The sequence below is a fragment of the Marinobacter sp. genome, assembly GCF_965229985.1.
GTDB lineage: Bacteria > Pseudomonadota > Gammaproteobacteria > Pseudomonadales > Oleiphilaceae > Marinobacter.
On the sequence record NZ_OZ245935.1, the window covers coordinates 569,411 to 587,997 of the forward strand.

Annotated in this window: 9 protein-coding genes; 8 read left to right on the forward strand and 1 reads right to left on the reverse strand. The window is 53.8% G+C overall.

The features are described from left to right. Together ACO06L_RS02635 and ACO06L_RS02640 are read left to right on the forward strand one after the other, a co-directional pair. Positions 1 to 1,002 carry a helix-turn-helix transcriptional regulator gene (locus tag ACO06L_RS02635; protein WP_202346648.1) on the forward strand — a complete coding sequence of 334 codons (1,002 nt, stop codon included), beginning with the start codon at positions 1 to 3 and terminating at the stop codon, positions 1,000 to 1,002. Between the two features lie 132 nt (positions 1,003 to 1,134). Next, positions 1,135 to 1,734, forward strand: a complete 600-nt coding sequence (locus tag ACO06L_RS02640; RefSeq protein ID WP_202346647.1) for an outer membrane beta-barrel protein — start codon at positions 1,135 to 1,137, stop codon at positions 1,732 to 1,734. Between the two features lie 95 nt (positions 1,735 to 1,829). On the opposite strand, the gene ACO06L_RS02645 is transcribed toward ACO06L_RS02640, so the two are convergent. Then, entirely contained in the window at positions 1,830 to 2,171 is a 342-nt protein-coding gene (locus ACO06L_RS02645; protein ID WP_202346646.1) for a hypothetical protein, read from the reverse strand. 108 nt (positions 2,172 to 2,279) lie between these two features. Here ACO06L_RS02645 and ACO06L_RS02650 point away from each other — a divergent pair, with 108 nt between their 5' ends. From ACO06L_RS02650 to ACO06L_RS02675, 6 genes are all read left to right on the forward strand, one after another. After that, a complete protein-coding gene (locus tag ACO06L_RS02650; protein WP_202346645.1) occupies positions 2,280 to 2,537 on the forward strand; it encodes a hypothetical protein in 258 nt (85 codons plus the stop codon). Further along, on the forward strand, positions 2,534 to 3,181 hold the full coding sequence (locus ACO06L_RS02655; protein ID WP_202346644.1) for a hypothetical protein: 648 nt from the start codon (positions 2,534 to 2,536) through the stop codon (positions 3,179 to 3,181). Before ACO06L_RS02650 ends, ACO06L_RS02655 begins: the two co-directional genes overlap by 4 nt. A gap of 20 nt (positions 3,182 to 3,201) precedes the next feature. Beyond that, positions 3,202 to 4,128: a metallophosphoesterase gene (locus ACO06L_RS02660; RefSeq protein ID WP_202346643.1), complete on the forward strand. Its 927-nt coding sequence runs from the start codon at positions 3,202 to 3,204 to the stop codon at positions 4,126 to 4,128. Between the two features lie 132 nt (positions 4,129 to 4,260). Next, positions 4,261 to 7,512, forward strand: a complete 3,252-nt coding sequence (gene drmD / locus ACO06L_RS02665; RefSeq protein ID WP_202346642.1) for a DISARM system SNF2-like helicase DrmD — start codon at positions 4,261 to 4,263, stop codon at positions 7,510 to 7,512. After that, positions 7,509 to 12,551 carry an Eco57I restriction-modification methylase domain-containing protein gene (locus ACO06L_RS02670; protein WP_202346641.1) on the forward strand — a complete coding sequence of 1,681 codons (5,043 nt, stop codon included), beginning with the start codon at positions 7,509 to 7,511 and terminating at the stop codon, positions 12,549 to 12,551. Before drmD ends, ACO06L_RS02670 begins: the two co-directional genes overlap by 4 nt. After that, positions 12,551 to 18,496 (forward strand): DEAD/DEAH box helicase, encoded by a 5,946-nt coding sequence (locus ACO06L_RS02675; RefSeq protein ID WP_202346640.1) that lies wholly within the window; start codon positions 12,551 to 12,553, stop codon positions 18,494 to 18,496. Before ACO06L_RS02670 ends, ACO06L_RS02675 begins: the two co-directional genes overlap by 1 nt. The last annotated feature ends 91 nt before the right edge of the window (positions 18,497 to 18,587 follow it).

Genomic DNA, 18,587 nt, shown 5'->3' on the forward strand with positions numbered 1-18,587 from the left:
ATGTCCAAAACCGCCGTCCGCTACCTGACAATGCTCCGGATGGTACCCCGTTACCCGAAGGCCATCACCACAACCGAGTTGGCGAGCCGACTTGATGAGCAGGGTTTCTCCGTGACGATGCGCTCAATCCAGCGGGATCTGGAGAAACTGAGCACGGACTTCCCACTTTTGGTGGATGAAACCAGCCGGCCCTTTCAGTGGTCGTTCGACCGCGAAGCGACTATGGACATCATCCCGGCCCTGGATTTACCGGCTGCGCTTACTTTTGAGCTAGCGAGGGCCTACCTAAGGCCCATGCTTCCACCGAGGGCTCTATCGCACCTGAAGCCCCATTTCGATGAGGCCCATCGGACCTTGCTGCGTGAACGTAATCCGTTGGGGCAGTGGCCAAACCGGGTGAGGGTCATCAATCGCGGCCTGGGTGGAAAACGACCCGAGATCGATGCCGATGTGCTGGAAACGGTGACCGAAGCTTTGCTGCGAGAATACCGGTGCAAGCTTACCTACCAGGCCCGTAACTGGCCGGAACCGGCAGAGATTGTGGTACATCCGTTCGGTTTGATCTTTCGGGATCCAAATGTGTATCTGATCGGAACCATCGAGGGTAGGGACGGTGTTCGCCAATTAGTTCTGCATAGGGCGACCACTGGGGAATTGGTGGAAGAGCCGGTAGAGCGGCCGGATGATTTTGATCTGGATCTGTACATTTCCTCTGGTGCCATGGGCATTCTTCACTCTCGAGCACCCGTATTTCTGCACCTTCGCTGTGACAAGCCCGTGCTCAATCATTTGATTGAATCGCCTTTGGGCTTCGACCAGGTGACGACGGACATCGATGAAAACACTTTTGAAATTACGGTAACTGTCGGCGATACCCAGGATTTGCGCTGGTGGCTCACGGCCCAGGCTGTGCATTGCGATATCTTGGAGCCTGAGTGGTTGCGGGAAGAAATTTCTTCCACCCTGCAGAAGGGATTATCTCGTACACAGCAAACAAGGTGAGTTTGCTCTTAACTTTTAATCTTTTTTTGAGTCTGCGACCGTAGCTGTCGCTCACTTTGGTCAGTATCAGTAACCGAAAAGGAGCGGGCTATTCGCTCGCTTTGCATTGTTTTATCGAAAAAGGATGTCGAAATGAAATTGACTAGAATTGCCCTAATGGTCTCCGTTGCCGCAATAACTAATGCACCAGCTTATGCTGCCGAGGCGCGGCCCGGTTATTTTGGTATTTCTGCGGGCCAAGCCACTGTAGATGATTTCTGTGAAGGATCATCTTCGTGTGACGACAGCGCGCTGGCCGTTCGTTTTTACGGTGGTACTGAACTGAATAGCTTTGCCAATCTCGAGTTCGGTTATCGTTACATTGATGATGTTGAAGCTTCCGGAGTAATCAACGGTGTCGGGGTGGCTGCTGCGGTAAATGGTCATTTCGTTGATACAACGCTTCAGCTGGGCATGCCCGAAACAGGTCCATTCAAGGTATTCACCAAAGCGGGTCTCATGCTGTGGCGCTTGAATTACGAGGCGGCAGCGAGCAACGGCTTTCAGACTATCTCTGTAAGTGACGACGATACCGGTGTTGCATTCAGGACGGGCCTTGGCATGAGCTATGAAGTTGCCGAGGGAATCCGGCTGCGAGCAGACTGGGATCTGCTGTTGAACGTCGGCGATGAGGATGAGTTGGGCGAAACCGATATCAACGTGTTTTCCGTTGGTCCAGAATTCAGATTCTGAACAAAAAACCTTTGCTCCCAGTGTGCTGAGAAGTGCACTGGGGTAGAACATTGCTTCCACCGGTTTCTGCGGTAATGACTTAGGTTGGAGATGAATTACTTTAAACGACGAAGTGCTTCAGCGCTGGCTACATCCCAACTACTGTTATCAATCGGCATTCCATTTGTGCCAAGCGTTGATATCGCTAGTTCCTCTCGGCGGGCGTTTACCTTCGCTGTGTAATCGGCGCTCATCGGATTGATCCCGCGGCGTCGGTCCTTAGCGTCGGAGATTGAGTCCATCATGTGGTCGTATTCCTCCAGGAAGAGTTCAAAGTGAATCTCCTTTGCCAGCGCCTCAATTCGTCGTTGCTGCTCAAACTCCTGTAGCTCTTCCTGCGATAAGTTCTCGTAGGCCTCACGCAGTTTCCTGGCTTCTTCCGCTCTTGCTTTGTTCATTAACTTTTCTCCTGCTTCTTGGGCTTACCCAGAAGCGTACAAAATTCAGGCGACGTAATCTGTCGCACCCACCGGCGATGATGATCTAAAAAGAACGGGAGGGTGCACATGATATCCGCATACACCAAAGATCAAATTTCCCAGGCCCTGTTTAAAGCAGACCCGATGAACACCTGCTGCAAAGAAAATGGCTGTTTCGATGAGTATGACGGAATTGCTGAGGCCATCAGAGCAAGGCTTTTGACAGGCGATAACCTGGAGCAAGCCATGATTGCAGAGATCTCAGAGTGGTTTTTTGATGGTGACCGGTTCGACTCGGACCGCCTAGAACCAGTGCTGGAGCTCGTTAGGGTGGGGGATAAATGATCGACAACTTCAAAACAGATCTGGTGTTGCGTGTCGCGGCCATGCCTAGGGAGGAAATTCTTAAGGCAATGGGCTACCAGAGACCAACCTCCGCTAACCTAGAGCGCTTGCAGTCCGTTCTGGATGATCCGGATTTCGGTCTGAACAATAGCGGTTTCGATTTCAAATACTCCAGTGAAGGCTTCCTTCGTGCGCTGTGTGTTGTCGTCTGCATGGATATGGCCTCTTCCGAGCAGCGCATTTTCCGGCTCAAGAAATGCCTGGAGGAAGAGCAAGAGGCCTTCAAGCCTTATATCTGGGTGGACACCGGATTCAGGCGTCAAAGTCAGCCAATCTTCGCGCTAGCTGTCTGTGAACATCAGCGGTACCTGGACTTTCCGAAAGGCTTCTGGCGACTCTCTATCGACCGTCAACTGGGCCGCGCCCAGTGTCGTGCCCGCGAACATGTCTATGAAACCGGTGGGGAGCTTGGAATCTGGGGGCATATCAAGCAGTATTGGTTTTATTACAAAAAGAACGCAGCCTATCTATTGGCCTTGAATGGCGAGGTGATTGGCAAGCACGAAGGACCTGTGCCCAACCAGGCAATTGGAACTAGAGAGTTGAATGTTATCTCTCTGAAAACCCGAGAAGCCCAGCAGTAATGCCTAAGGAAGCGGTAACCATGTACGACCTGATTGGCGATATCCACGGCCACGCCTCTGAACTTGAAGCCCTGCTTGCCAAAATGGACTATGTGGAAAAGGGCGGCGTTTGGCAGCATCCAGAACGCAAAGTGATCTTTCTGGGAGATTTTGTTGACCGTGGTCCTGAGCAGGTCGAAACCGTCACCATTGCGCGGAAGATGGTCGAGAATGGCCAGGCCCTGACCGTTATGGGTAACCACGAATTCAATGCCGTAGCCTGGGCTACGGAAGACCCGCAGAATCCCGGTGATTTCCTGCGTCCACACACGGACAAAAATCGAGGCCAGCATCAGGCTTTCTTGGAACAGGTGGGCGAGGGTAGTGAACAACATCGAAGTATGATCGAGTGGTTCAAAACCCTCCCGGTGTATCTGGATCTGCCTAACTTCCGTGTAGTGCATGCCTGCTGGCATTCGGAACAGCTCACTGCAATAAACAAGTACACCGACTCAGAACACCGCCTGCTACCCGAGGCTTGGGAACAAACCAGCCGAAAAGGCTCTGAAGCCTACGAAGCTATTGAAACTGTTCTTAAGGGTTTGGAAATTCGGTTACCTCACGGACACCATTTCCACGACAAAGATGGCAATCCCAGATACGAGATCCGGACTCGATGGTGGGAAACCGAGCGACTAACTTACCGGGATCTCGCTATGGTACCTGCATCAGAGATCGGCAAGATCCCCCATACTCCAATCGAAGCCGATGTTTTGCCTGGCTATGACGGGGCAAAGCCGGTTTTCGTAGGGCACTACTGGTTGTCTGGAGCACCTGCGCCATTGAGTGAACATGTGGCTTGCCTTGACTATAGCGTTGCGGGAGAGAACGGAGGAAAGCTATGCGCCTATCGCCATCAAGGCGAATCTACTCTCAATCGCAATAACTTTGTTTGGGTGGAACGATAGTGTTCAGCCCCTTGCGCATTGTTCACCAGCGCCTAATTCGCTGACTTAATAGCCTTTTCCAGTTAGTATTCAGCGGGCTTCCTTGATGATACGGAAGTGTTGAATTTCAAAAGAAAAACGGAGTGAAAACGGATGGCCCCATCCATACCCAGAGTCGGAATGCTCGCAACGGTCCGCAATAGGCGTGGTGTGATCTCGCAAGTTGAGCCTTTTGAAGAGCCAAGAACGTCCAGCCTGCTGCACTTGGTAACCGTTGAATTTGGGGATGGAGAGGGCGACGCCGAGGAAACCATCCTGTGGGAGAGAGAGCAGGGGCCCGCGGTTCTGCAGCCCAACGCACTGCCACGGGTAGATGTTGACGCCCCGATGAAGTATGAAGAGTTCTTGGCCCTGCAACGGGCGACTCGCTGGAGTTCGTTGACTCCGTTCCTGTCAGCTAAAGATCCCCAGAAACGCTCCGACCCTGTTCCCACGGCACCGGTTTACGGTGCGGTCAGTGCCGATGATTTCCAATTGGTTCCCTTGGCCCGGGCGATGCGCATGCCCCGTGTTTCCTTGCTTCTCGCCGATGATGTGGGCCTTGGTAAAACCATTGAGGCGGGTCTTATTCTGGCGGAGCTGATCAGGAAGCGCCGGATCCGGCGTGTATTGATCATTACTCCAGCATCGCTGAGAACCCAGTGGCAGCAGGAGATGGAGGACAAGTTCTCACTGGATTTCGATATCGTCGATAAAGCCTCTACCCACAAGCTCCAGAAAGAGCGGGGGGTGGACACCAACCCTTGGCGAGTCCTGCCTCGCATTATCACCTCTTATCACTACCTCAAGCAGCCAGATGTGCTGGAGCAGTTTATTGCGAACTGCCGCTCATCTCAGGAGCGTGGCGGAGCCCAGCTACCCTGGGACTTGCTGATCGTGGATGAGGCCCACAACCTTATGCCGTCAAACTTTGGCGAGAACAGCGATCTGGCAAATATGCTCACGCTGATTTCGCCCTGGTTCGAACACCGTCTGTTCCTGACGGCAACGCCCCACAACGGCCACACACGATGTTTCTCAGGGCTGCTGGAGCAGTTGGATCCTGTGCGCTTTACCCAAACACCCAATTTCACGGAGAAAGAGCGACAGCTGATCAATCAGGTTCTGATCCGTCGTCTGAAGAGTGAAATCAACAGTCAAGACGAAGAAACTGGACGGGTTCCGCGCTTTGCCCAGCGCCACCTCGAACCTTTACCGCTTTATATGCTCAGGTCAGAAAAGGACCTGGCAAAGGCTGTCCGTGATTTCTGTAACGCCTTGAAGGGGATGATTCGAACCGCGCCGGAAGCACGCACAGTATTGAACTTTGCCATCGAGATTCTTCGAAAACGTCTGCTCTCCAGCCCGGTTACATTTGCAGACAGCTGGCTGCGCTTCAAGGAAGGCCTGGAAGAAAAAGAAAAGATGGAAGCTGCAGAGGTTTTGGCAGCCCGGCGTGCCTCCGAGGAAGACATCGACGACGACCAGGAACGGGAGAGCCGCGGAAGACACGCAGCTCATGTTGTGGGTGGCTGGATGCACCCCTTCGTTGACAGTCTTGCCACTGAAATAGAAAAGGTCGATAGCGCTCTCACTGCGCTTGGCCTGGACGAGCAGCCTGTTGTTCATGCCGTCCCAAAATCAGACGCAAGGTTCGAGCGGCTGGCCGAGCTCATCAACAAAGAACTTCGCAACGCCGGCCAGTGGAAAGAGGACGAGCGGCTAATCATCTTCACAGAGTACAAAACGACACTGGACTATCTCGTAAACCGACTGAGGACTGAGTACGGTGGCGAAGATGGTGCCGTAATAGAACTTTTCGGCGGCATGAATGACGAGGAGCGCGAAACGGTAAAAATTGCGTTCAATGATCCCTCGTCGCCCGTGAAGATCCTGGTCGCTACCGACGCGGCCTCTGAAGGCCTCAACCTTCAGCACACTGCACGGTTGCTGATGCACTATGAAATCCCCTGGAACCCGTCAAGGCTCGAACAGCGTAACGGGCGAATTGACCGGCACGGTCAGGCTCGGGATGTCACTATTTTCCACTTTGCGAGTGACGATGACGCCGACTTGAACTTTGTTGCCCGAGTGATTGCCAAGGTAAACGACATTCGTGAAGACCTGGGGTCAGTCGGTGAACTGTTCGATGCCGCTTTCCAGCGCAGAATGATGGAGCTCAACGAAGACAACGAGGTATTGGATGACCTCGACCGGGAAATCGCGGGGCGCCGTGGCGCAACCGACGATGCCCGGGTTGTTACTGAAGAGCGGGGCGAGGAAGAGAAACGACAGCTTCAGGAACTCATGGCAGACCTGGATCTGACTCCGGACACCCTTAAATCCACCCTGGAAATAGCCATGGGGCTCGGTAGTAGCCGTGATGTCATGGAGGGTCCGGATACCAAGGGACGCATCCGCCTGAAGCCACCCCTGCCTGTGCGCTGGCAGTCCATTGTCGACGACAATCTGCGTCTCCCGGGTCGAAAGGATGTTGCTGGGGCCATGCCCTGGGTTGTGTTTGATAATGACTTCTTCATTAACTCGGTAAACGGGCGCCCGGTGTTCAGGCCCTCTCCCGACACTGTATTGCTGCACCTCGGTCATCCTTTGTTCCGTCATACCCTGAACGCGTTTGCCAGGATGCGTTTTCCGGGTAGCCAGACAGAAACCCGCCCCCCTAGCCGCTGGATTGTAACCAGAGGGCAAGTGCCAGAAGGTGCTCAGGCCCTGGTGCTGCTGACTGTTGAGGAAATGGCGATCAACAACCTGCGTGAAACCTTCCACCATTGGACACGAACCCTGGCCCTGCCAGTGGCCAATAATGAATTGGGTGCACCGCTGGCTTACGAAGGGCCCCACCATGGGCCAGAACTAGCCAGCCAGGATACCGGGCTGATGAGCGAAGCAAGAGACCTATGGGACGAAGTGGAAGATGAGGTGAGAGCGTTTGTTAACACGTACAACTCTGCTCTGACTGAAGCCCTCAAAACAGAGCTTGCCACAGCGCTTGAAGAATCGTCCCAGCATGAGAAAGAAGCCTTTGAGCGCCGAATCAATGAAGTGGCCGCCCTCCAGCGAAACCAGAGTATTGAAAAGCTGAAACGGGAGATTGAGGAAAAACGGGCAGAAGCTCGCCAGTTCCACCTCCTGGAGGATGCCGACGAAATGGCCGAGCGGGAGCTCCGGGATCTTGAAGACGAGTTGAAGCGTCGTCAGGGCCACTTTGGTGATTTGCTGGAGCGGCTGAAGTCTGAGAAGCAGCGCATTCTGGAGCAGGTTGTGCCCAAGCGTTTCGCCTTGCATGGAGAGGCTCAGGTATTCCCGGTAACCATTGAAATCCGTTTGCCGGAGGTGGTCGCATGAATTTCTACAACGAAGGCTGGTCATCACTGAAGCATGGCGGCCTGCTGATCTCAGCCAATAAGCTCACAGAATATTTCCCGGAAACCTTACCTTCGCTTAACCATTGGCAGGTAGAACAATTGCGCCGCGCTGTGACGGCTTTTGATGGCACCAATGCCAGCCTTGCTGCGCTTTTGGATTACATGCTTCAGGATCTATCTGGCTTCCCAGCTGATCAGTGGCAGAAAGCCCAGGCTGTTGAAAGTCAGTGGAGTATCCGCAGCTTTACCGGTGCCCTTGTCAAACCTCGACGCATCTGGTGTGGGCCGAACGGCGAAGTTCTGCCTGTATTTGTTCCGGAAGAGGGCGCTAGCCGTCAATTTGGTGGCCGGCTCGGCGTAGGCCGGTCCAGAAAGCTCCTGAGTCGCGTAACAGAATGGCTGCGTCGTCAGCACCTTCCTTTTGCCCTGGTCACCAATGGACGCCAATGGCGATTGGTTCATGCTGGCTCGGACTTTGAATCGTGGTGTGAGTGGGACATCGAGTTCTGGTTCGAGGAAGGGGAGCCGTCGGCGCAGACGCTAGCCTGGCGAACGCTCATCAACCCGCAGAACTTTCTGCGGGAAGATGGCCAGAGTGCTCGTCTTCATAAGGCCGTTAATGAATCCCGCAAGGGGCAGGCCGAGCTGTCCGCCGTTCTTGGAGAACGGGTTCGCCAGTCAGTGGAGAACCTCATTTCCGCATCCCAGGCTACAATCGAAACAGCAAAGCTTGATGAGAAGGGGGTTGATTTCAACGATCTATACGTGGCGGGCTCGCGGATTATCATGCGATGCATTGTGACGTTATTTGCAGAGGCCCGGCAGCTTCTGCCCGTGGACAACACCATCTATCAGCAAGCATACAGCCTGGAAGGTCTGCGCCAGCAGCTGGATCGTCGGTCAGGTGGCCGTGGTAGTGACCGACTTACCCACGGCCGCAGTGCCTGGCCAAGGCTGATTGCATTGTTCAACCTTATTTACCACGGCTCTGCCCATCAGGCGATTCCTGTACCCCACTACGGTGGGGCCCTATTTGAGCAAGGCGATCCGGAAAGTGCCGATCCGATCTCGAAAGCCCTGGCCGTACTGGAAAGCCAGGACAACCTGATCAGTGACCAACAAGTGCTAACCATCCTGCGCCTGCTCACCCGCACCCGTGTAAAAATCCGTCAGGGAAATCGCAATACCTGGGTGGATGGCCCGGTTAACTTCTCTGCATTGTCTTCTGAGTACATCGGCATCCTATACGAAGGCCTGCTCGATTTTGAACTCAAGCGGGCTAAAACGGATGACCCGGTAATTTTCCTCGGTATTGGCAACCAGCCGGCGCTGGCACTTTCCCAGCTGGAACAGATGGATGATAAAACCATCAAAAAGCTGTTCGAAGAGCTGAAAAAGAAAAACTCCTCAGCCGGTGACGATGAAGGTGAAGAGGAGCCGGAAGCCGAATTGGAGGAGGATGAGGAAGCTGAAGTTGAGGAAAATGAAGGCGATGATGAAACTGCGCCGGATTCCGAAGAAGGTGAAGAGCCCGCTCTAACTGAAGACCATCTCGAAAGGGCGCAGGAATGGCTGGAAAAAGCTGCTGTGTTGGCTGGTGTGGTGAAAAAGTCTCGTGGAAAGGGGGCCCAACAAAGCGATGGTTCCGAGGAGCTAAAAAAGGCCGCGAAGCAGCTCTGTGCCAAGATGATTGCTCCTGGGCAGTTCTACCTCGTGCGCTGGGGTGGTACCCGGAAAGGTGCTGGTACCTTCTACACCCGACCGCAACTTGCGGCCCCCACCGTTCGCAGAACCCTGCAACCACTTGCCTATGAGGGGTTGAATAAAGCAACGGACCCAAGAACTGGCTTGGAGGAATTCACACAGTGGGTGCCAAAAACGCCAGAAGAGATTCTTGCCCTCAAGGTCTGCGATCCGGCCATGGGTTCAGGCTCTTTTTTGGTGGGCGCCCTGCGTTACCTCACAGATGCGCTGGTGGAATCGTTGTTCCATCACGAGTATGTAAAGCCCGCCCAGGAGGACAAGGAAGCTACCCTGGATGAGGAACGGATTTCCGCCCTGCTGAGCGACGAGCTGCTGAAGCTGAAACCCGGCCATGAAGGATTTGAAGAAACGCTTCGGGCCCAGCTTAAGCGCCATGTGGTGGAGCGGTGTCTCTATGGCGTGGATATTGACCCGCTGGCCGTGGAATTGGGCCGAATGGCACTGTGGGTAGAAACCATGGATAGGGACCTGCCGTTTGGCTTCCTGGACCACAAACTCAAGGCCGGCAACGCCCTGGTCGGAGCCTGGTTCGACACCTATCGGGAATATCCCGCTATGGCCTGGCAGCGGGAAGGCGGTGATAAAGATTACCAGAAGGGCAAGCCGGATAATCTGATCAACCACTTGTATGTGAAGACCCACACCAGCGGTAAAAAGAAAGGCCAGCAGGAAACTAAGGGTGATGTTTTCACCGATGCCATCAAGGATCGCAGCAAGGCTGTGCCCGAACAGCTAATAGCGATTATCAGTGGCCAGGTCGATATGGATGAACGGCTACCTGCTGCGGACGTGCATGATGAGCTGCTCAAAGTGTTCCGCAAACTGCACCGTCTGCCAGTGCATGAAAGTGATAAGCGGGCAGAACTGTATCGAGAACAGATTCTGAAAAATCCTCACTACCATGAACTCAAGGCGCGCATGGATCTGTGGTGCGCGCTTTGGTTCTGGCCGGGTGATTCCATTGACTCGGCACCGTTGCCTCAGGATTTTCTTGCTCCATCGGAAGAGGCCTTAGCCATCGCTCATCAGGTAGCCCAGAGAAACAGGTTTTTTCATTGGGAGCTTGAATACCCGGATGTGTTTACTTCGCAAAAGACGGGATTTGATGCGGTGCTTGGTAACCCTCCTTGGGAAACGATGCAACCCACTTCCAAAGAATTTTTCTCTAACTACGATCCGCTTTATAGGGCATATGGCAAGCAAGAGGCTTTGGCAAAACAGCTGGAGTATTTCCGAGCAGCCCCAGAGCTAGAGTATGCATGGATTGATTATGTTGCGGGCTTTAAGGCATTTGCCAACTGGATGAACAACGCAGGCGCTGCCTTTGGAGATAAGGTTACAGAAGACAATAAAGGTAAAAAGAGGCATGCCCTGAACTTGGGTGGGGGCGGCCGGAACAACTTTGACAACTCAGAGCAACTGCACAAACGGTGGCGCCAGCGCAGGAAAAAACACAAAGGATTTGCTGATACATTCCACCCTTTTGCCCATCAAGGTTCTGGCAAGCCCTATTTGCAGAAAATGTTTTTGGAGCAGAGCTACGCAATCATGGGTGGGGCCGGACGGCTCGGAATGATTGTGCCCAGCGGGCTCTATACTGATAAGGGCACGACAGACCTCAGAACCTTGTTTTTGGAGCAGTGTGATTGGCAATGGCTCTTTGGTTTCGAAAACCGAGAAAAGGTTTTTGATATCGATCCCAGATTCAAATTCTGTCCAATTATTGTTCAGAAAGGGATGGAAACCAAGGCGATCCGAGCTGCCTTTATGCATCGGAATGTCGATGACTGGGAGCAGGCCGAAAACTATGTGTTGGCCTATCCCTCTGATCGAGTTCAGGAATTCTCTCCTTATTCAAAATCGATTTTGGAGATTCGAAGCGATAAGGATCTGGAGGTCCTCAAGAAGATTTATGCCAATGGGGTATTGCTGGGTGATCAGAGTGAAAGTGGTTGGGGAATAAAATATCAGCAGGGCGATTTTAATATGACCTCCGACTCCAAACTCTTTCCCGAGCGGCCGAAGTGGGAGGCAAAAGGGTACCAGCCGGATGAGTACGGGTACTGGTTGGCAGGCAGTTGGCGGGGCTACTCGGGCCCTACGAATATTTTGGAACGTGATCCCAACCTCGTTCTATCGCGTGATGGTACTAAGGCAATGTCTGTTGAGGGCATCGAAGATGTTGCGTTGCCTTTGTATGAAGGAAGGATGATTAATCAGTTCGACTTTAGCGACAAAGGCTGGGTGAGCGGTAAGGGCCGTGGAGCTGTTTGGTCAAACATTGAATGGTCGAAAAAAATTGTTGATCCACAATATTTGATAAGTCAAAGACACGCCAAAGCTGAGGGCTTTACTTTTGCTGAAAGATTGGCGTTCATGGACATTTGTAGTGCCACAAACTCCAGAACATTTTACGGTTGTGTGATCCCACCATTTCCCACCGGGCATTCGGTTCCAATCTTGAACTCGACCAAAAGCCCACACTTGCTCAGTGGGGCGATGAACAGTTTTGCCGTTGATCATGCTCTTAGGCTAAGGGTTGGAGGCTTACATCTGACCTGGAACTATCTTGAAGAGTCACCTTGCCTGCCTGTGCAAGATGACAATATAGCGCTAGCAATTGTTCAGTATGTTAAGCAGCTCAACAACGCTAATGAGATATTTGCTCGTAATTGGGAGCCTTCTAGTGAGCGCTCATGGCGAATGTATTGGGCTTTGACGGAACACGAAAGGCTGCGATCCCGCGTTATTCTCGATGCCCTAGTATTTAAGGCTTTTGGCTTCACTGTTTCTGATGTAAACCACCTGCTAGATGCATGCGATCACCCTGTGGGCACTATGACGGCAACTCCTTCTCTGAATCCGAAAGGTTTTTGGCGTGTTGACAAGAGTCTACCTCCAGAGATGCGGCATACTGTTCTATGCCAAGTTGCATTCCGGGATCTGGTTGAGCTTGGAGTGGATACTTTCCTCTCGCAAAACGATGGAGAAGGCTGGCTAGTCCCTGAAGCACTCCGCCTAGCCGACTACGGCCTTGGTCACGACGACCGCGCCCAAGAACACCAGCCTGTTGCATCCCGCCTCGGACCCCGATTCTATGATTGGCAGCTTAACGAAGATGTAGAGCGTTCCTGGGAGGAGTGTGCTGCCCATGCTGAGCTGATCCGCCAGATTGTGCCCGAGCCGGAATCCACCAATGAGGTTGTGGAAGAGCCCGTTAAAAAAGCTGAGAGCACACAAGGAGCTTTATTCTGATGTTGAATCCCATCACCTATACGGAACAGGTCGTCAGTGACTTCCTGCGCTATCAGCTAAGCACCTATGCCTTTGCCGATGACAAGCTTTACCAACAGATGCGGGAGCTGCTCAACCTGGAGCAAACCCGCAGCACGCCGCTGCTCAGAGGCCCTTATATTTCACTGTCCCGCACCTTTCAGCAGGGCGCAACGCTGGAGCAATTGGTAAAGGAGGGAGTGTTACACCCCCATATTCGCCAGCTGTCTCCCTACCCATCGGCATACCTCCACCAGGAGAAGGCGTTCCGGGCGATTCATGCCGGTAAACCTACGTTGGTCTCCACGGGTACCGGTTCCGGTAAAACGGAAGCTTTCCTGATGCCCATAGTCTCCCGCTGCCTCCAGTTGCGGGATGAAGGTGCCGAGGCCGGTGTAACGGCTGTGATCGTGTATCCCATGAACGCACTAGCTGAAGATCAGCTGCAGCGAATGCGCGAGTTACTGGCTGGTACCGGTGTCACCTTTGGTATGTATGTGGGCAAAACTCCGCAGCAGGATTCGGATGTGAGTGGTGTTCGCCTGCCGCCCGGTAGTTCTGCGAAGGACTACCAGAACAAGCTGGAAGAAGTTCGAGCGAAGAAGCAGGACATTGCAGTACACCCGCCGGAAGAGCGAGTGAGTCGTGAGGCGATGCGCACCCAGGGCGAGCAGCCGCGGATTCTGCTGACCAACGTGAAGCAGTTGGAGCTGCTGCTTACCCGACAGCGCGATCTTGAGTTATTTGATAATGCCCGTCTGGAGTTCATGGTCTTCGACGAGGCACATACCTTTACCGGCGCCAACGGTGCGGAGACAGCATGCTTGATTCGCCGCCTGCGTTCTTACTGCGGCAAGGACGAAAACAGCACCACTTGCGTGGCCACCTCCGCGACAATTGCTGATCCGGTTCATGGCCAGGAAGCCGGGCGGGTGTTTGCCAGCCGATTCTTCGGTGTGGATGGAAACTCGGTTGAATTGGTGGGTGAGACTTATGAGGCCGACATCTGGGGCGAGCCCCGGACGGCCAGTGGTCCCTTGGCGGGCGACCAAGCTGTACAGTTGGCGACCTTATTGGAGGTGCTCGGCAGGGCTGATAGCGCGGATGCAACGGACGCTGACACCCAGGCACTGAGAGTGTGGTTTCAATCCGTCACTGGTAGCAGGCTTGCGGAAGGCAACTGGCGTGAAGCCTTGTACCAGTGGTTGAGCCATAACGAGGTGGTGTTCCAGGTCGCAGAGGCCCTGCGTAAGCCACAGCGCCTGGTGGATTTGCTGCAAACACTCAGTGACACGCTGGACCGTCCGATCTCGGAGGAAGAGATTTTGATCTGGCTGGCACTGGGTGCAGCGTCCCGCAACGGCAGTCGTCCGTTGTTGCGGCCAGTGGTTCATGGATTTGTGCGCGGCGTAGGCGGGGCCGTGGTCTCTTTCCCGGAAGGCAGTTCGGATGCAAAGCTCTGGCTGTCGGCAGAGGATGCTCTGGACGATAACCCGGACATGGAGCGGTTCCCCATCTCCAGTTGCACTACCTGTGGCCAGCATTACTACGAGCATTCCCTGGAAGATTTTAATTTCACGGCTACGGCACCTGGTGGAGGCACTGCCGAAGGTAAGGCAAAGGTGTGGCGCGCTGTCGATCAGACGTTGGGCGGCGTTCGAGCTTTGTCTTTGGATCATCAAGTGGGGTCGGAAGCTGACGAGGAGCCGGCGAAAACCGAAACCCTGTTCGTGTGCCGTTACTGTGGTACCACCCATGACCAGCAGTTGTCTGAATGCATTAGCTGTGGCCGGGACAAGGTATTCAAACCCTTGTTCTTTGTTCAGCAGAAAGAAGATAACCCGGGCAAATTGACCCGTTGCGTATCTTGCGGCGCCCACGGCCGCCGGTTTATCGGTACCTACCGGGAGCCGGCCCGCCCGGTTCGCGCGACGACGGTTTCTGACGTCCATGTTTTGGCCCAGAGCATGATTCACCGTGCCGAGCGCCGGCGCCTGCTCGTGTTTGCCGATAACCGGCAGGATGCCGCATTCCAGGCAGGCTGGATGCAGGATCGTTCACGCCGCTACCGTTTGCGGGAGCTGATCTACAAGCGCTTGAGGGAAGGTGAGACTTCGGTCAGCGATCTAACGCTTTGGTTAGATCAGTTTCTGGATCAGGATGACGAGCTGTCCCGTGCATTGATTCCAGAGGTCTGGCGGGTAGAGCCTAAATCCCAGACCGGTGTCGCCCACAGCGAAGAGCGTAAATGGTTCCTGCGTGCGCAGATACTCCGTGAGCTGACTATGGGTGCGCGCCAGAGTACGGGGCTGGAACCATTGGGCCGGCTGAAGGTGAAATACCATGGGCTGGATGAGGATTTGCCCTTCGTGCTCAAGTGGTCAAACCGGCTTGGCTGCAAGGCTGATGACTTGGTGAGCGGCATCGCCTCGCTGATTGATAATGCTCGTTCTCGCCGGATGATTTATGACTCGATCACCAAGATTTATTCCAAGTTCTGGTTGGACGGCGAGAAAGAAGTCTTGCGGGGCTATCTCCCGTCCATGAAAGGTGTGCCGGCAGCGCTGGTTTTCCAGCGTGACGGGCAGCATGAGAAGAACCGAATCAACCAGTGGTACAGCAACTATGGAAGTGTACCGCAGCAAGCAGCCCAGGCGTGGGGTGTGCCAGCGGATGAGGTTGAGGACTTTCTCGCTGGTGTTTGGGGCCTCCTGCTCGATGATTTGGAGATTTTCCGAAGTGTTCAGTTGAAGGGCGCGCGTGGGAAGAATCTCCCTGGTTGCCACGGCAGTGTGCAGGTCAACGTTGATCATTTGACCTTGTATCCCGCGAAAGGCATGTACCGTTGCCAGACCTGTCGGCGCCTTCACGCTCGTCCCAATCCGTCTAATACCTGTATGGGCTGGCGGTGTAACGGTCGGTTGGACTTCGAACCAGAAAACAAAGATAACTACGATCTTCTGTTACTGGATCAGGAATTTGCAATGTTGCGGGCCAAAGAGCACTCCGCACAGATTCCAGGGCCAGAACGGGAGCGGATTGAAAATGCTTTCAAAGGCGATAACGAGCGAATCAATACACTGGTGTGTACTCCAACATTGGAAATGGGGGTAAACATTGGTGCCCTTGATGCGGTGCTTATGCGCAACGTGCCCCCGTTACCGGCGAACTACTGGCAGCGAGCTGGTCGGGCTGGGCGTCAATTCAGAATGGCCCTGGATCTTACGTACGCTCGCGCGACAAGCCATGACAGGGCTTACTTCAATGACCCTCTGAAGTTACTTGAGGGCCAGGTAGAGCCTCCGAGCTTCAACCTGCGTAATCCGGTGATGGTTGCCAAGCATGTGCACGCGACGGTTCTGACCACTCTGTTCAAGCTCGTCCGTGAAGGTGGCCTTTCTGCTGATGACCACGAAGAACTGGGCACCACGTTAAGCAATTGCTTGCCGACCCAGATCAAATCATACCTGTTTAATGCGGATAACTCGGTTCGCTCACAGCCAATGTCGGTTGAAGACCTTGGCAAACAGATCCGGAAGCATCGCGATGCCATCATGAAGGCGGTGACGGAATCATTCCGTCAGGGGTGGCCTTATGCTGACATGGAAGTGGTGGAGGCCGATAAGCTGGCAGATATGGTTGATGGCCTGGAGAGCCAGCTGCAGCAAGTCGTTTTTCGATTGTATAAGCGCTTGAAGTGGGCCCTTGCTCAGCTTGACCGTCTGAGAAAGGTAGCTGCCGAGAAAGGTTCGCTAGATGCTGACGATGAGGCCCTTCGCGGTCGCTGCGAACGCATGGTCAAACGCCTGAAGGGCGATCTCCGCCGGTTCGGCAGCAAAGCCGAGGGCTTTGATGAAACCAACACCTATGGTGTGCTGGCAGCAGAAGGCTTTCTGCCCGGATATGGCCTTGACTCAGGGGCTGTCACGCTCACCCACGTTGCGCCCCGGTATGGATCTGATATCAGTGATTGGGACATTCGTCGCAACAGTGCGCTGGCGGTTCGCGAGTATGTGCCCGGTAACCTGATTTATGCCAACGGTCATAAGTTCGTGCCACGCACATTTCAACTGCTCCCTGAGGAGCCATTAACCTTTTCCGTCGATTTGGAAACAGAGTCTGTGGTGGAGACTGGAGGCTCTCGGAGGCAGGAGGAAGCCCAGCCTGAATCTATGGGAGCTACCCATATTCAGGGTGTATCCGTTTGCGATGTTGATGCACCCCATAACTCGTACATTTCAGATGATGAGGAATACCGGTTCCAGATGCCGGTAGCTGTCTTCGCCCAGGATCAGCGACGGCATTCCGGAGGTTCAGCTTACGAGTGGGGCAGCACCGTACTCCATCACAAGCATGGGATGTATATGCGCTTGGTTAACGTGGGTGCCTCTGGCCAGGTCAAATCCGGCGGGATGATCGGATACCCGATATGTCGGGTATGTGGTGCGAGCCGCTCTCCCATGAGCACCGAGACAGAGCTTCAGAAATTCAATGAAATACACCTAGAGCGCTGTGGGCACCCCGTAGAACCTCTGTCATTTTACGCAGAGGTCATCGCAGACGCTTTGGTTTTGCCGGATTGTGCTTCCAAAGAAGTGGCGTACAGCCTGCTGGAGTCTCTGAGGCAGGGGGCTGCTGAAGTGCTGGATATGGAAATCTCGGACCTGCAGGTGCAAGTGATCGCAAAACCGGATTCGGACCTTGTGGATGGCATTTTGTATGACCCGATGCCTGGTGGTTCCGGTTTGTTGGAGCAACTGCTTGAGCATTGGTCGAGAATTGTAGCTGCCGCGCGAGCTCTGGTTGAAGATTGCCCCAGCGCTTGTGAAGCCTCTTGTGTGGACTGCTTACAGCATTTCCGGAATTCGTTCTATCATGACAGCCTCAATCGTCATACCGCGCTCGATTACTACCGGGCACAGGGCGAGGACCTGAGGTTTACTCATGAGATACCGCCGGTTCTGCCGGATGACACTAAAGCCCAGGATCCGGGTAATGCGCCGGAACAGCAATTGGTTGCCATGCTCAAGGCAGCGGGGCTTTCCGATTTCGAGACTGAAACACCCATCAAATTGTCCGGTGGCTTCGATACGCGTCCGGATGTTTACTTCCACGAGCCTAACGATCAGTTCGAGGGTGTGTGCGTGTACCTGGATGGCATGAGCCAACATATTCACGGCAATACTCAGACCGCTGCCAAGGATCATCAAATTCGGGAAGAGCTACGCAATACCGACTACGAAGTGATCGAGATTCAGTATCAGGAATTGTTCGATAAAACCGCCATGAGGGACCACATCCGGCGAATCGCCAGAGCTGTGGTTGGCAAGAAAAAAGCAAAGGAGATTATCGCCACGGATGAGTGGTTTGATAACGCGGCTTCTGAGATGGCGGGTTCTGCTTCAAGTACAGAATCAACCCCCCCCGGGCTGACTATCATCAGTGCGAATGATCCGGATTTTGCGCCTTACGAAAGCTGTGTCCCTCTCAGCTCGCTCAAGTCCGCTGCCGGTGCGTTCAGCGACGATCAAGCAGGTTTTGCAACAGTCGGTGCAGCATCTGACGAATGGGTTTCGATTTCCGACAGGCACCTGGAAGAGGGAATGTTCGTTGCCCAGGTGGTTGGCGATTCTATGGAGCCTGAAATTCCGAATGGTAGCTATTGTCTGTTCCGACCGGTGCCAGCTGGCACGCGCCAGAATCGGAAGCTTTTGGTTTGGCACTCTGGAGTAACCGATCAGGAAACTGGTGGCCAGTACACACTAAAAGTGTATTCAAGTGAAAAGGTGCCAGCGGAAGACGGTGACTGGGTACATCACCGCATTACTTTAAAACCGCTAAATCCGGCATATGAACCGATTGTTCTTGAGCCCGATGAGGAGGGCCAGATCTTGGCAATTGCTGAGTTTATGGAAGTGCTTGGCTGACGAGTTTTTCTTGATATTTGAATGGCAAGGATGCTGTTTTGACTATTCCTTGCCCGATCTTTTTTATGAGGTGCGGCAATGCCGTGGGAGC